At 39.5% G+C, this 15,668-nt stretch carries 13 protein-coding genes; all 13 read left to right on the top strand.

The genetic code is table 11. The annotated features are described in order from the left end of the window. The first annotated feature begins 13 nt into the window (after positions 1-13). The 13 genes from AA0X95_RS24430 (at position 14) to argF (ending at position 15,649) form a co-directional block, all read left to right on the top strand. Positions 14-1,021, top strand: a complete 1,008-nt coding sequence (locus AA0X95_RS24430; protein ID WP_413302635.1) for an ABC transporter permease — start codon at positions 14-16, stop codon at positions 1,019-1,021. 14 nt (positions 1,022-1,035) lie between these two features. After that, entirely contained in the window at positions 1,036-1,935 is a 900-nt protein-coding gene (gene nikC, locus AA0X95_RS24425; RefSeq protein ID WP_413302632.1) for a nickel transporter permease, read from the top strand. Between the two features lie 170 nt (positions 1,936-2,105). Then, a complete protein-coding gene (locus AA0X95_RS24420; RefSeq protein ID WP_413310218.1) occupies positions 2,106-2,603 on the top strand; it encodes a shikimate kinase in 498 nt (165 codons plus the stop codon). 4 nt (positions 2,604-2,607) lie between these two features. Then, positions 2,608-3,381, top strand: a complete 774-nt coding sequence (gene aroD / locus AA0X95_RS24415) for a type I 3-dehydroquinate dehydratase (RefSeq protein ID WP_413302629.1) — start codon at positions 2,608-2,610, stop codon at positions 3,379-3,381. A 119-nt stretch (positions 3,382-3,500) separates the two neighbouring features. Then, entirely contained in the window at positions 3,501-4,664 is a 1,164-nt protein-coding gene (locus tag AA0X95_RS24410; RefSeq protein WP_413302626.1) for a DUF4317 domain-containing protein, read from the top strand. A gap of 759 nt (positions 4,665-5,423) precedes the next feature. Then, entirely contained in the window at positions 5,424-5,852 is a 429-nt protein-coding gene (locus AA0X95_RS24405) for a DUF4395 domain-containing protein (RefSeq protein WP_413302623.1), read from the top strand. A 222-nt stretch (positions 5,853-6,074) separates the two neighbouring features. Further along, positions 6,075-7,112 carry an N-acetyl-gamma-glutamyl-phosphate reductase gene (gene argC / locus AA0X95_RS24400; protein WP_413302620.1) on the top strand — a complete coding sequence of 346 codons (1,038 nt, stop codon included), beginning with the start codon at positions 6,075-6,077 and terminating at the stop codon, positions 7,110-7,112. A 39-nt stretch (positions 7,113-7,151) separates the two neighbouring features. Then, the gene (argJ, locus tag AA0X95_RS24395; RefSeq protein ID WP_413302617.1) at positions 7,152-8,381 is read left to right on the top strand and encodes a bifunctional ornithine acetyltransferase/N-acetylglutamate synthase; all 1,230 of its coding nucleotides are present in this window, start codon (positions 7,152-7,154) and stop codon (positions 8,379-8,381) included. 12 nt (positions 8,382-8,393) lie between these two features. After that, on the top strand, positions 8,394-9,191 hold the full coding sequence (gene argB, locus AA0X95_RS24390; RefSeq protein ID WP_413302615.1) for an acetylglutamate kinase: 798 nt from the start codon (positions 8,394-8,396) through the stop codon (positions 9,189-9,191). Further along, positions 9,192-10,391 carry an acetylornithine transaminase gene (locus AA0X95_RS24385; RefSeq protein WP_413302613.1) on the top strand — a complete coding sequence of 400 codons (1,200 nt, stop codon included), beginning with the start codon at positions 9,192-9,194 and terminating at the stop codon, positions 10,389-10,391. Positions 10,392-10,397: 6 nt separating this feature from the next. Beyond that, positions 10,398-11,474, top strand: a complete 1,077-nt coding sequence (locus tag AA0X95_RS24380; protein ID WP_413302610.1) for a carbamoyl phosphate synthase small subunit — start codon at positions 10,398-10,400, stop codon at positions 11,472-11,474. Continuing rightward, positions 11,461-14,697 carry a carbamoyl-phosphate synthase (glutamine-hydrolyzing) large subunit gene (carB, locus tag AA0X95_RS24375; protein ID WP_413302607.1) on the top strand — a complete coding sequence of 1,079 codons (3,237 nt, stop codon included), beginning with the start codon at positions 11,461-11,463 and terminating at the stop codon, positions 14,695-14,697. The genes AA0X95_RS24380 and carB overlap by 14 nt, the downstream gene beginning before the upstream one ends. Continuing rightward, the gene (gene argF, locus AA0X95_RS24370) at positions 14,681-15,649 is read left to right on the top strand and encodes an ornithine carbamoyltransferase (protein ID WP_413302604.1); all 969 of its coding nucleotides are present in this window, start codon (positions 14,681-14,683) and stop codon (positions 15,647-15,649) included. Before carB ends, argF begins: the two co-directional genes overlap by 17 nt. Positions 15,650-15,668: the final 19 nt, after the last annotated feature.

Raw genomic sequence — 15,668 nt, 5'->3', positions numbered from 1 at the left:
AGGGGTGAGAAGGTTGTTTACTTATACGGTCCGTCGTGTTTTTTCATTAATTCCCGTATTATTTGGAATGACTCTCATTGTTTTTGCGATTATCCATGCGATTCCCGGTAATCCTGCACAGGTAATTCTTGGACAAAGGGCAACGAAAGAAGCGATTGCCACGCTAACAGAACAATTAGGATTGAACAGGCCTTGGTACATACAATATGGAGATTATATTAATGCCCTCCTTCATGGGGATTTAGGAATTTCCCTCCGAACAAGAGGGCCAATAAATGCAGAGGTTTGGCCATATTTAGCAGCAACACTTGAATTAACAATTGTAGCTATGCTTATTGCCATTATCATTGGTGTAAATGCCGGCATTATCAGTGCCTGGTTCTCAAGATCATGGTTCGATTATGGTGCAATGGTATTTGCTCTAATCGGGGTTTCGATGCCAATATTTTGGCTTGGTTTAATGCTGCAATGGGCATTTGCTATTGACTTAGGGTGGCTTCCAACGACTGGAAGGGAGGATGCCAGGGACCCTGTTACAGCGATAACGAATATTTATTTGCTTGATACTATTATGCAGGGAAGATTTGATCAATTCGTTGTCGTTCTCAAGCACATCATTTTGCCAGCTTCGGCCCTTGCGACAATCCCGATGGCCATTATTGCAAGGATGACCCGTGCAACGATGCTTGAGGTAATGAAATCAGATTACATCCGGACAGCAAGAGCAAAGGGAGTAAGTATGTTTTGGGTGGTTTATAAGCACTCTTTAAAAAATGCAGTTATTCCAGTGCTGACGATCATCGGCTTACAAACGGGGCTGCTTTTGGGAGGAGCTATACTGACGGAGACCATCTTCGGGTGGCCGGGAATAGGCAGGTATTTGTACGATGCCATCGCTTATCGAGATTATCCTGTTATCCAGTCAGGGATTTTAATTATTGCAGCGATCTTTGTACTCATTAATTTAATCGTGGATCTTTTGTATGTATTTGTGGATCCAAGAATTAAATATACGAAATAGAGGAGGGATGAGTAGTGGCAGAACTTGCAAAAAGCGCAGCAGATTTATCTGTAAAAGCTGTTGAAGAAAAGCTGACACCTCCCTGGAAGGAAGCCTTGCAGTCTTTTGGAAAAAATAAATTAGCAGTTGCTGGTTTAGGAATTGTTGTCTTCTTTATTATCATAGCAATTTTGGCTCCTGTCATTGCCCCATATAGTTATAAGGAGCAGGTGCTGTCCGACCGAATGCTGGCACCTTCCAGTGAACATTGGTTTGGTACAGATGATTTTGGACGAGATATCTTTTCGCGAATACTGTATGGTGCAAGAATATCTTTATGGGTAGGTTTTTTCTCTGTATTAGGATCTGTTGTATTTGGAACCATGCTAGGAATTGTAGCAGGCTATTATGGCCGTTGGGTGGATGCAATTATCTCTCGGATTTTTGATATCATGCTCGCGTTTCCAAGTATCCTATTAGCTATCGCGGTCGTTGCTATCCTTGGGCCTTCATTGAAAAATGCCTTGATTGCGATTGCTGTTATTAATATTCCAAACTTTGGACGACTCGTTCGCTCAAAAGTACTAAGTGTGAAGCAAGAAGAGTATATTATGGCTGCTAAAGCAGTTGGAATGAGAGATACACGGATTCTCCTAAGCCATATTTTGCCGAATAGTATTTCTCCTGTTATTGTCCAAGCGACACTTGCCATCGCTACTGCCATTATTGAGGCTGCAGCTCTTGGCTTCCTTGGAATGGGGGCACAGGCTCCAACACCTGAGTGGGGAAAAATGCTGGCCGATTCAAAAAATTACATCACACAGGCTCCATGGACCTTATTCTTTCCTGGTATCGCCATTATGCTGACGGTCCTTGGTTTTAACCTTATGGGTGATGGCTTAAGGGATATCCTTGATCCCAAAATGAAAAATTAATAAAGGTTCCATTACAAGACTCCATTGGGGTCTTTTTCTTTTGGTGTCAGGCACCACTGTTAGTTTCTAAATTTTCAATTAAGCATTATAATGATGTAAAACATGCGGGTTGTCCATAGGGGGAGCAAAGGGTGAAAAAAGGTGAAAGAAGTATTGTATTTATTGGGTTTATGGGTGTTGGAAAGACAACAGTTGGAAAGCTTGTCTCCAAAAAGTTTAATCGTCCATTTATCGATATAGATGAAGAAATTGAAAAGGAATATCAAATGCCCGTCTCACAGATTTTCAATCAAATTGGTGAAAAGGCTTTTAGACAAAGAGAGAAAAGTTTGATTTCCAATCTAGCTGAACAAGAACAGAAGATTATTTCTGTTGGCGGAGGTGCTTTTTTACAGGAAGAAATCAGACAGGTATGTTTAACTTCATGCATTGTCATATACCTCAATATATCTTTGGAAAACTGGAAAAATAGATTGGAATTGATTATTGAGAGCCGGCCAGTGTTACAAGGTAAATCAAAAGCAGAAATGGAAGATTTATTTTATACAAGACAAGCAATCTATTCACAGCATCATTTAAAAATAGAAACAGATAACAAGGCTCCGAGTGAAATTGCAGACGAAATAATAGATATACTAGGAACGAACTTCGGTGTAAAGAAAAGGTGAGAAAATGACACGAAAAACAATTACCGTTAAAGGGGTTACGATTGGAGAAGGGCAGCCTAAAATATGCGTTTCAATGATGGGAAGTTCAGTGGCACAGTTATTGGAGGAAGCCGAGCATGTTAAAACTCTCGGAGCGGACGTGGTGGAATGGCGTGTTGATTTTTTTGAACAGGTCGAACAAATTGATGCAGTGAAAGAGGCATTAAGGGAAATTCGTACGGTTTTATCTGAGATCCCTCTGATTTTCACGTTTAGAAGTGCAAAAGAGGGTGGCGAAAAGGAAATCAGCCCGGCTTACTATTTCGAATTAAACAAAACTGTTGTGCTAACTGGATTAGTAGATTTGATTGATATTGAGTTATTTAATGAAGAAAATGAAGTTAAAACCGTAATTGAAGCGGCGCATGCACAAGAGGCTTTCGTTATTCTTTCAAACCATGATTTTCATAAGACCCCACCGAAAGAAGAAATTATCTATCGTTTGTGTAAAGCGCAGGAATTAGGGGGAGATATCCCTAAAATTGCTGTCATGCCGACCAGTTCAACCGATGTGCTGACCCTCCTCGATGCCACTAATACAATGAATGAAGAATACGCTGATCGGCCATTTATTACCATGTCTATGGCAGGCAAAGGGGTTGTTAGTCGATTGACGGGAGAAGTATTTGGCTCTGCACTTACGTTTGGTGCAGCCAAGAAAGCCTCTGCCCCAGGGCAGGTACCTGTTCAGGAATTGCGAAGCGTTTTAAACTTAATGCATTTTAATCTAAATCTGTAAAGTTAAATGGAGCATCAAATCTTACCGATTTGTATGCTCATTTTTTTCTAATATCTTGGTCTCAATTATTACAATTTATATTTCTGAACAGTATAATCAAGAATAGGAGTTGAGACCAAATGAATAAAAAAGATATCGCTAATATTCGCAAGCAATTTAAACTAGACAATTACAATCTGCAAATTCGAGAAATCTTTAATGTGTATGTCCAAAAGGAATCAGGCGAGATTTATCATCAAGTCAGTCAGCCGTTTCCCATGTTAGAACAGGAAGCACAGGAATTGTTTTTAACCAACTTTAAAAAAGTGTTAACAGGTCAGCTGGATGCTAAACTGTTTGAGCTGAAATTCATGCGGGATGTGGAAGACAGTACTCAAATGTTCCTTTACGAAGGATTACAACAAGAAACAACGGAAGACTGGAAAGAATACATGTTGGAAATCGTCGTGAAAATGTTTGCTAACACGGTTTATGAATTTGATACCGTGGTGACGTTTATCCGCGGAGAATATCGAAAGCCGACCCGAAAACGCAATGCGGAATCTGAAGAAGGCGGGGATGACCAGGTCTATTCCAACGGTTTTATTCTATGCAGTCTAAATAAAACGGATGTGCCGAAAAAAGCCCTGATGTTTGATTATATTGAGAAGGAATACAAATCCTACAATGTCTTTGATCCCATTATTAATTTAGATTCTCCTTTATCAGGCTTCCTTTTCCCTGCCTTAAACGATAATGCAGCGGATGTAAACCGTATTCTCTACTGTGCAGGGAAAGCAAATCAACCGGATTTTAAATTCATGGAAGAAGTACTTAATTGTGAAGAGATTATAACTGCTCAGGAAGATAAGGACTGCTTCGATTTCATCTTAAAAGAAGTGATAGGAGACGAAGTAGATTCCCGCGTGATTTCCAATGTGTATGAGGAAATTGATAAGCTGGTTCAGGAGAATCAAGAGAATGAAGAAAGTGAAATCCCTACGTTGGATTCTCGGGATATAGAACGCATTTTAACGGTGAGCGGCGTTGAAAATGTAGAGACGGCCAAAGTGGAACATGCTCTGAAGGCTATCGTTGATGATGAAAAACACGAATTTAAGGCCAGCAGCTTAGTTCCGAAAACTATCAAAATTGAGACAAAGGTTGCCAATCTTTCGATCAACCCAAAAGATCTGAAATATGTAAAATACATTACGTTCCAAGGTAAACGATGCTTATTGTTGGAAATAGATGAAGAAGTGGTCGTAGAGGGGTTCCGCCTTGAAGAGTCAGAGACATATTAATGTGTTTTAGAGCTTTATTTAAAAAAACCAGGCAGGGAACTCGCTCCCAGCCTGGTTTTTTATGATATAGTAAACAATTTGGGCCAATCACTGCCTATTTTTGCGAGTTGGCGCATGGGATTTTCCACAATAGGATGAGAATTCTACACAAAAATTGTTTTATTCTACACAAAATCATGAGAATTCTACAAAATTTTAATTTATTCTACACAAAATCATGAGAATTCTACAAAATTTTAATTTATTCTACACAAAATCATGAGAATTCTACAAAATTTTAATTTATTCTACACAAAATCATGAGAATTCTACAAAATTGAAGAGGAATTCTACAAAATTTTAATTTATTTCTACAAAATCACACAACAATTCTACAAAACTTGGAAATTTACTTCTAAATATTTATTTAGAATAAATCGCCAAGAATGGAAAGTAGTCCGATGCTTCACAGTGTTTTGAAAGATAAGCTGAAAAATTCCGCTTAAATTGGGAAATACCTCGTTAAAAATAAGGAAAGTTTTTCCGTTTATATGGTCCAAATCGTTGGATTTTGCCTTATTTTAGAGCAGTTAAAGGGAATTTCTCCGCTTATGAATTCTCCACCTACACGAAAATCAACAATGAATGATAATAGAGCCTTAGCCTTTTTATTTGGGCTCTAATTAAAGTTGTTTTGAAAATTTATTACTATACAAAGAGGATTAATCGAGTTAAAATAACAATAAGCATATAATTCCAATAAGAAAGGTTGGTTTTAAAATGTCAGAAGCTATTCGTTCAATTCCTCGTCCCCTTGTAAAGACAAATCAAGTGGTGATTGTTATAAGTGTTCTGTTAACATGGTTCTCTGGTTTGGAGTGGTTTTTACTGATACCCTTACTCTCTGGGCTAAGTGGACTTTTTTTAAGTTTTAATCCGATTATGCAGCTAGGAAAACTATTTTTAAAGAAGGATCCAAAGGCGTACATTCCTGAAGATTGGGACCAACAGCAATTTAATCAAACGATTGCAGTGATTTGCCTCGGAATCGGGTTTATCAGCTTTTTACTAGGGTGGAATGTCATTGGCTATATTTTCACCATCATGGTGGCACTAGCAGCATTTGTGGCCATTCTCGGTTTTTGTGTTGGCTGTTTCATCCACTTCCAATGGAATCAATATAAATATAGACGAACTCTTCAACAATAAAGAGTTATGTTTTTTCTAATCGAAGCTCTTGCTACTAGGCAAGGGCTTTTTTAGTGCATATGCATGGTTTTTGTATAATCTTACATTTATTTATGAAAGCGTTTACAAACTAAATCATAATAATTTTCAGTTAAAAGTGAAAATTAGGCAATTTTTATGTTGAATAATTATATATGTCTATGTATAATAATTCATTATGTGAGCAACGTGGGAGTTGAAAAAATGAAAGCAGCAATCATTGGTGGAACAGGATATGGCTCTGTAGAACTTATTCGCTTGATTCAGAAGCATCCTTACTTGGAGGTTGGTTCAGTAGTATCCAACTCTAAAGCAGGCTTCAGCTTTAGTGAAACATATCCTCATCTTTCTAAAATAATGGATCAACCATTAGAGACATTTGATGCAAAACGATTATCTGAAACGAACGATATTACTTTCCTTGCTACTCCATCTGGTGTCAGCAGTAAACTTGTTCCGCAGCTGCTAGAGCACGGTATGAAATGTATTGACCTCTCAGGCGACTTTCGATTACGCTCTGGTGCAGAATATGAAACCTGGTATAATCACACCCCTGCAGATGGGCAGTATTTAGAAAAAGCAATTTACGGTTTAAGTGAGATGTATAGCGAAAAAATTAAGACTGCTAATTTAATAGCCAATCCAGGCTGTTATCCTACCGCATCCAGTTTGGGCCTAATCCCAATCCTAAAATCGAAGCTAGCTGATAAAAATTCAATCATCATTGACGCGAAATCAGGCGTCTCAGGCGCAGGAAGAGGACTTTCATTAACCGCACACTACGCTGAAATCAACGAAAACTTTAAAGCTTATAAACTTGGAAAACATCAACACATTCCAGAAATTGAGCAAGTCCTTACAGACGAGAGTGGAAATTCCATCACGGTTTCTTTTACTACCCACCTTGTCCCAATGACACGAGGAATCATGTGTACGATGTATGTGAATCTAAAAGAAAAAATTTCAACTAAAAAAGTTATCGATATATATAAACAATTTTATCAAGACTCTCATTTTATAAGGGTACGGCCTGAGGGAACACTCCCTTCTACAAAAGAAGTATCAGGGTCAAACTATTGTGATATTGGGCTACATGTCGATGAACGAACCAACCGCTTAACGATTATCTCTGTTATCGATAATTTAGTTAAGGGAGCGGCTGGGCAGGCAATCCAAAATCTAAATTTGATGAATGGCTGGGATGAACAAACGGGGCTTATTGATATTCCAATGTATCCATAGTAAAGATAGAACAATAGGGATTTGAAGGGGGAAATTAAATTGACACAAGCAACATCAACAAGTGAAATCGTAGTACTAGAAGAAGGAAGTGTCACTTTACCAAAGGGGTATAAAGCAGGTGGCATGCACTGTGGAATTAAAAGAAAACGACTCGATTTAGGTTACATTGTATCGGAAGTTCCAGCAACTGCTGCAGGCGTGTATACCACAAATATTTTTCAAGCGGCTCCTTTATTAGTTACTCAAGAGAGCGTAGCAAAAGAAAATAAACTCCAAGCCATTATCGTTAATTCCGGTAACGCGAATGCTTGTACAGGGGAACAAGGATTACTTGATGCCTACACCATGCAAAAGGATTTTGCGAATGAACTAGGAATTCAAGAGCATCTAGTTGCAGTGACATCCACAGGGGTTATCGGTGAATTGATGCCGATGGATAAAGTGAAAACAGGAGTTACACAAATCCTTAATAAAAAATATGAAAATGAGAGCTTATTTAAAGAAGCAATCCTAACTACTGATACATGTGTTAAACATACTGCAGTGCAAATGATTATCGATGGAAAAACGGTAAGCATCGGCGGCGCATCAAAGGGGTCTGGAATGATCCATCCAAATATGGCTACTATGCTTGGGTTCGTCACTACAGATGCAAACATAGCACAGGAAGACCTGATGGCAGCCCTTCGCGATGTCACTAATCAAACATTCAATATGATCACGGTTGATGGTGATACAAGTACGAATGACATGGTTCTCGTCTTGGCCAATGGTTTAGCAGAAAACAGTCAGCTAACCAAGGATCATCCGGATTGGGATGTATTTAAACAGGGGTTGAAAATGGTTTGTGAATCCCTTGCAAAAAAAATTGCACGTGACGGTGAAGGTGCTACCAAGCTAGTAGAAGTACAAGTGACTGGTTCCTACAGCCGAAACGCCGCAAGTGCTGTTGGTAAAGCCATTATTTCTTCTAATCTAGTAAAAACAGCTATTTATGGAACGGATCCAAACTGGGGAAGAATTGTGACGGCAATTGGCTACAGTGGCGTTCCTGTTGAACCGAATGCCATAAAGGTATCAATCGGATCTTATACAGTATTCGAAAACGGATTGCCAAGCATGTTTGTAGAAGAAGAGGTTAAAGAATACTTACAACTGGATGTTATCAAAATACTTGTTGAATTAAACCAGGGTGAATATAGTGCAACTGCATGGGGATGCGACCTAACTTACGATTACGTAAAAATTAATGCATCCTACCGCACGTAAGGGAGGACGAAAATGAAATACCTAGTCATTAAGTGTGGCGGAAGTGTGTTAGAAAATCTGCCAAGATCTTTTTATGAAGATGTCGTTCAAATGCATCAATCAGGTGAATGGACACCTATCATTGTTCATGGCGGAGGTCCTCTCATTACGTCCTTATTAAAAAATTTAAATGTGGAAACTACTTTTGTTAATGGTTTACGTGTAACCAACCATGATGTGCTAGATATCGTGGAAATGGTTTTAAGTGGTTCGGTTAATAAGCTAGTGGTCAGAAACCTAGTCGAGGTAGGCGGAAATGCTTTTGGGATAAGTGGAGTAGACGGCGGATTATTGAAAGCAATGCCGACAGCTGATGCAAAAACGTTAGGTTTTGTTGGTGAAGTAGTTGGTGTGAATCAAAGTGTCATTGAAGGAATCATCAATCAAGGGTATATACCAGTTATTTCTCCCATCGGCATTGATGCGAGTGGTCAACGCTACAATATCAATGGAGATATAGCAGCTAGCGCGATTGCAAAAGCACTGGAGGCAAATCTTTGCTTCATTAGTGATATTCCGGGAATTCTAATTGAAAAAAATGGTGTAAAAACAAAGCTTGATAAAGCAACGAAATCAACCATTGAAGAACTAATCGACAATCAAACCATTTACGGTGGCATGATCCCAAAGGTAAAGGCTGCCATAGACGGCCTTGTTCACAACATACCTGAAGTAGGAATCATTAACGGTTTTGAGAAAAATAGCTTGATAGATTACACTGCGGGCAAAGAGATTGGTACAAAAATTGTTTTAGAAGAGGAGATTGCGTAAATGGTAAACGATACTTCCATCTCTCTATCCTCCCCATTAATGGCCACGTACAGCCGTTTCCCAGTCACATTAGTGAAGGGAAAAGGAAGTTATGTGTGGGACGATCAGGGGAAGCAATATTTAGATTTCACGTCTGGGATTGCAACCTGTAATTTAGGTCATGTTCCAGACGCTGTAAAAGAAAAGCTGGAGGAACAGCTGCAAGACCTATGGCACTGTACAAACCTTTATCATATTCCAAATCAGGAAAAGCTCGCAGAACTACTTGCTGCTAATAGCTGTGGGGATCAGGTTTTCTTCTGTAATAGTGGGGCGGAAGCAAATGAAGCAGCGATTAAGCTCGCAAGAAGATATGCGAACAAGGTAAAGGGAAGCGGATCTTCTGAAGTGGTGACTTTTCAGCAATCCTTCCACGGCAGAACATTAGCTACCTTAACAGCAACAGGTCAAGAAAAAATCCAACAAGGCTTTTCACCGCTAATGCCAGGGTTCAGCTATCTCCCATTTAATGATGAAGAAGCACTTGAAGAGCTACCTACTCGAAAGCCTGCAGCAGTCTTACTTGAGCTAGTCCAAGGTGAAGGTGGAGTCATTCCAGCAAGCCAGGGTTGGGTAAAAAAATTAGCTGAAATTTGTAAGGATAACGGAATACTATTAATGGTCGATGAAATCCAAACGGGGATTGGCAGAACGGGTACACTATTTGCTTATGAGCAGTACGGTATTGAACCAGATGTTATTAGTCTTGCAAAGGGGCTTGGATCAGGGTTCCCAATTGGAGCTATCATTGCAAAAGAAGAAGCAGCCAAGGGATTTGAACCGGGCAGCCATGGCAGTACTTTTGGTGGAAATCCTTTAGCGACGGCTGCAGGACTGGCAACTGTTAGTCATATACTTGAAACCAACTTACTAAACCAAGTGAAAGAAGTCGTAACATACCTTGATAGTCAGCTGGAAATGTTGAAGGGAAAATACGAATTTATTAAAAATATACGTGGTAAAGGACTGCTAAAGGGACTGCTTGTCGAAACGAACTCCCTTGATATCGTACAAAAAGCGATTGCAAACAACCTTCTTATTTTAACAGCAGGACCGAATGTCGTTCGGATTTTACCACCGTTAACGGTAACAAAAGAAGAGATAAATGAATTTATTGAAGCGTTGGAAAAAACATTCCAAGGTATAGAGAAAGGCGAGTGAGTGTTTTTGGAACAGGGATACCTTACTTTGGAAACGGGAGAAGTGTTTGAAGGTGTACTAATTGGTGCAGAAAAAGATTCTCTCGGGGAGGTAGTATTTAATACAAGTATGACTGGCTATCAGGAAATCATCACGGACCCATCCTACGCCGGGCAAATGATTACATTCTGCTATCCGATTATTGGAAGCTATGGAATTAATGCAATGGATGATGAAAGCATTACACCGGCTTTATCAGCGGTAATCATTAGTGATTTATGTGAAACACCAAGTCATTATCAATCCATTCATAAATTTTCAGAAAAACTGAAGCAAGCAGGTGTTCCGGGAATCGCCGGTGTTGATACAAGGCTCCTAGTTAAAACGATTCGTAGCCGTGGGACAGTTAAAGGATATTTAAGCAAAACAAAGCTAGTAGATTTTTCTGCAAACGAAAAACCCACTTTATGGGTGGAGAAAGTATCGACTAAGAAGACGCAATATTTTAATAATAGAGGACCACATGTGGTGTTAATGGACTACGGCTTTAAAAAGTCAATTCTTACTGCTCTGTTAGAAGAAAATTGTGCAGTTACCGTGGTTCCTTATTATACTCCTTTTGAAAAAGTAAAATCCTTGAATCCTGATGGTGTTTTATTTAGCAACGGACCTGGAGATCCAATGGATTTAAAGAAGTGGTTCCCAGAAATTAAAAAGATCAGCCAGCATTATCCTTCACTTGGAATTTGTCTAGGCCATCAGCTAATTGCTTTAGCATACGGAGCCAAAACAGAAAAGCTTGCTTACGGTCATAGGGGAGGTAACCACCCGGTAAAAGAAATCATGACTGGAAAAGTAAAAATAACGGCACAAAATCATGGGTATGTCGTTGTTGACGATAGCATCGACCAAACGGTCTTTGATGTAACCTACAGAAATGTCAATGATCAATCAATTGAAGGACTAAAACATCAAAGCTATCCAATCCAAACGGTGCAATTTCATCCGGAAGCACATCCCGGACCAAGCGATACCGCACACATTATTAAAGAATTCGTAAGCCAGATAGCTTCATTGGGAGAGACTGTGTATGCCGTTAAATAAAAACTTAAATAAAGTACTTGTCATTGGGTCTGGTCCGATTGTCATTGGTCAGGCAGCAGAATTTGATTATGCCGGAACACAAGCTTGTATTGCTTTGAAAGAGGAAGGTATTGAAGTTGTTTTAATTAACAATAATCCGGCAACCATTATGACTGATGAGGCCATTGCCGATAAGGTATATATTGAACCTTTAAACGTGGCTACGATAGAAAAAATCATTCAAAAAGAAAAGCCGGATGGAGTGATCGGGACCTTAGGAGGTCAAACCGGCTTAAATTTAACTGTTCAGCTTTATGAACAAAAGATTTTAGAAAAATACGATGTAGCGCTGTTAGGAACTTCGGTTGAATCAATCAAAAACGGAGAGGACCGAGAGAGATTCCGTAATCTGATGCTTACAATCGGCGAACCTATTCCTGAATCTGCGATTATTCACAGCTACGAAGAAGGCATGCAGTTCGTTAAGGAAATTGGATTTCCAGTGATCATCCGACCTGCCTATACATTAGGTGGCGAGGGTGGGGGCTTTGCACATAACGACGATGAACTAGAAATCGTTTTGAAAAAAGGGCTTGCTGCTAGTCCAATCGGGCAGGTACTGGTTGAAAAAAGTATTAAAGGCTGGAAGGAAATCGAGTACGAAGTCATGCGTGATGCAAATGACACGTGCATTATTGTGTGTAATATGGAAAACATGGATCCTGTTGGTGTTCATACAGGGGATTCCATTGTTGTTGCTCCATCACAGACATTGACAGACGTTCAATATCAAATGCTTCGTGATGTTTCCATTAAAGTCATAAGAGAATTAGGAATCATCGGGGGCTGCAATATTCAGTTTGCTCTACACACAGAATCCAATCAGTACTATATTATCGAAGTAAATCCAAGGGTGAGCCGTTCATCCGCACTTGCCTCAAAAGCAACGGGTTATCCGATTGCGCGGATGGCAGCAAAGTGTGCGATTGGGTATCATTTGGATGAGATTGTGAATCCAATAACAGGTAACACGTTTGCTTCATTTGAGCCAGCGATTGATTATATTGTGGTGAAACTACCTCGCTTCCCATTTGATAAGTTTCCAGAGGCAGATCGTACACTTGGAACGCAAATGAAAGCAACAGGTGAAGTAATGGCAATTGACCGCACATTTGAGGGAGCTTTAAACAAAGCCATTCGGTCAATGGAGATGAATGTTTATGGTCTTTGTCTTGAGGGGAATAAAACAGCAGAAGATGCCACCCTTTATGATCTTCTTACAACAGCAAATGACAGACGGTTATTCATTATTGCCGAATGCTTTAGAAGAGGGATTACTCTTGAAAAAGTACATCAGTTAACAGAGATTGATCCATGGTTTTTGCACAAAATTAGTTCAATCGTTGCGATCGAAAAGGAATTGGCGTCCTATCAATGGGAGCAAGTTCCTGTCCTCCTGCTTAAACAAGCAAAACGAAATAATGTGTCCGATAAACTTTTATCACAAATTTACGATATTCCTGAAACACAGATTCGTAAAAAGTGGAAAGAACTAAACTTGAAACCTGGCTATAAAATGGTTGATACCTGTTCAGCAGAATTTGATGCTGTCACACCTTACTACTATTCTACTTGGCATGGTTTTGACGAAGTAGAAGTAACTGATAAGAAAAAGATTCTTGTTATTGGTTCGGGTCCGATTCGTATTGGTCAAGGAATTGAATTTGATTATTGTTCTGTCCACGCGGCAAAAGCAATTAAGAAGAACGGCTATGAAGCTGTTGTCATCAATAACAACCCAGAAACAGTGAGTACAGACTATTCTGTTGCGGATCGCCTATATTTTGAACCTCTAGCAGCGGAAGATGTTCTACACGTGATTGAGAAAGAAAAGGTTGATGGAGTCTTGATTCAGTTTGGCGGCCAAACGGCAATTAATTTGGCACATGCCTTAGAAGAAGAAGGCGTGAACATTTTAGGTACTTCTGTAAAAAATGTCGATCGTTTAGAAGATCGAAAGGAATTCTATCAGCTGCTTGAGGACTTAAATATTCCTCATATTGAGGGTCAAACAGTCTCACACCCAGATGAATTGAAGGAAGCGGCAGAAAAATTAGGCTATCCAGTTCTAGTTCGTCCATCGTATGTAATTGGCGGTCAATCGATGTTTACGATTTTTTCAGAAGAAGAGCTTAGCCAATATATTGTGCAGCTTGAGGGGAACTCGCAGGCATCCATGTGGCCATTATTAGTAGATAAATATTTACCGGGTTTAGAATGTGAGATTGATGTTATATGTGATGGTGGAACGATTGTGGTTCCTGGGATTTTTGAGCATATAGAAAAAGCTGGAGTCCACTCTGGCGATAGTATCACGGTATTCCCGCCAATTTCACTAACACCAAAAGTCAAAGAAACGTTAATTGATTATGCAGGGAAAATCGCTAAATCTGCCTCTGTCATTGGTATGATGAACATTCAATTTGTTATCTATGAAGATGAAGTGTATGTACTTGAAGTGAACCCGCGTTCGTCGAGAACCGTACCGATTATCAGCAAGGTAACAGGCGTCCCAATGATTGAGTGGGCAACGAGTGTTCAATTAGGTCAATCGTTAACCAAGTTATCACCAATCGAAGGATTACTAGCTGAACCGAACTACTATTCTGTCAAAACACCAGTGTTTTCATCTAGTAAGTTAAAGGGTGTTGACCATGTACTTGGACCAGAAATGAAATCGACTGGCGAAGCCTTAGGAATAGGAGTAACGTTTCATGCAGCGTTAGAGAAGTCAATTCAATCACTTGGTGAAGAAACAGAGAAAAATTATCTGTTTTGCTCCATCTCGGACCGTGAAAAGCCTGCTAGTCTTGCAATTATTAAACAATTTATCGTTAAAAATTACAAAATTGCTGCAACAGAAGGAACTGCACTCTTCCTTCAGGGTAACGGAATTCCTGTTGAGGTAGTGGTCAAGGATGATACGGATGTAAGCAACTTTTTCCGAAAGCAGTTAATTAAAGCGGTCATTAACATTCCAAATCAGGGTCGAAATAAAATGAAATTTGGTTTTCAAATTCGTGAACATGCTGTTCGTTACAAAATACCTGTATTTACCCATTTAGATACGATTGAGGCGACATTTGGTTTGCAAAAAGGATCTCCATCGGATTACCAGGTACGAACGGTTAGTGAGTATTATACTATTGAAAAAGAAGGTGCCGTTCATGTTAGAAGCAATTAAATTGAACGAAAAAAATAACCCGCAACTGAAGGGGAAAGATTTTTTACAGCTATCGGATTTCACTACAGATGAAATCCTTTACCTGTTAAATGACGCGCTTGAACTAAAGCAAATGCAAAAGCAAGGGAAACCACATCCTTTCTTAAGTGGGAAAGTGTTAGGTATGATTTTTGAGAAGTCATCTACCCGTACTAGGGTTTCGTTTGAAGTAGGAATGCTGCAGCTTGGGGGCCATGCTATTTTCCTAAGTTCAAAAGACATTCAGCTCGGACGCGGGGAAAGTATTTCCGATACAGCTAAAGTGTTATCACGCTATGTAGATGGAATTATGATTCGAACGTTTTCACATGATTCTGTAAAAGAATTAGCAGAACATGCAACTGTTCCAGTGATCAATGGATTAACCGATTTACAGCACCCAACCCAGGTATTAGCTGATCTTTTAACCATTCTTGAGCACAAAGGGAAATTAGAAGGGTTAAAGATTTGCTATATTGGAGACGGAAATAATAACATGGCCCATTCGTTGATGGAAGGGGCAGTAAAAGTAGGAATGGATGTTAGTATCGCCAGTCCGCCGGGTTATTTACCTGATGGGAAAATTACTGAGGCAGCTATTAAAGAAGGTATGCAAACAGGATGTTCGGTTGTTATTACAAATGATCCTCTAGAAGCAATCAAGAATGCGGATGTCGTGGTAACAGACGTCTGGACCAGCATGGGGCAGGAAGAGGAAACGGAAAAAAGACTGAAGGCATTTCAAGGTTTTCAAGTCAATGAAGAACTGTGCAAACATGCTAAATCAGATTATATCTTTTTACACTGTCTACCTGCTCATCGTGATGAAGAAGTAACGGGAGATATTATTGACGGTACTCATTCAGTCGTGTTTGATGAAGCCGAGAATCGTCTGCATGCGCAAAAAGCAATTTTAAAACATTTATTAGCATAATAGTTTCACTTTTTGTGAG

This window comes from Neobacillus phoenicis, assembly GCF_047302305.1.
In the GTDB taxonomy this organism is placed as follows: Bacteria; Bacillota; Bacilli; order Bacillales; family Cytobacillaceae; genus Neobacillus.
The sequence above is the reverse complement of the archived record's forward strand: the minus strand, read 5'-3'. Positions and strand labels throughout refer to the sequence as shown.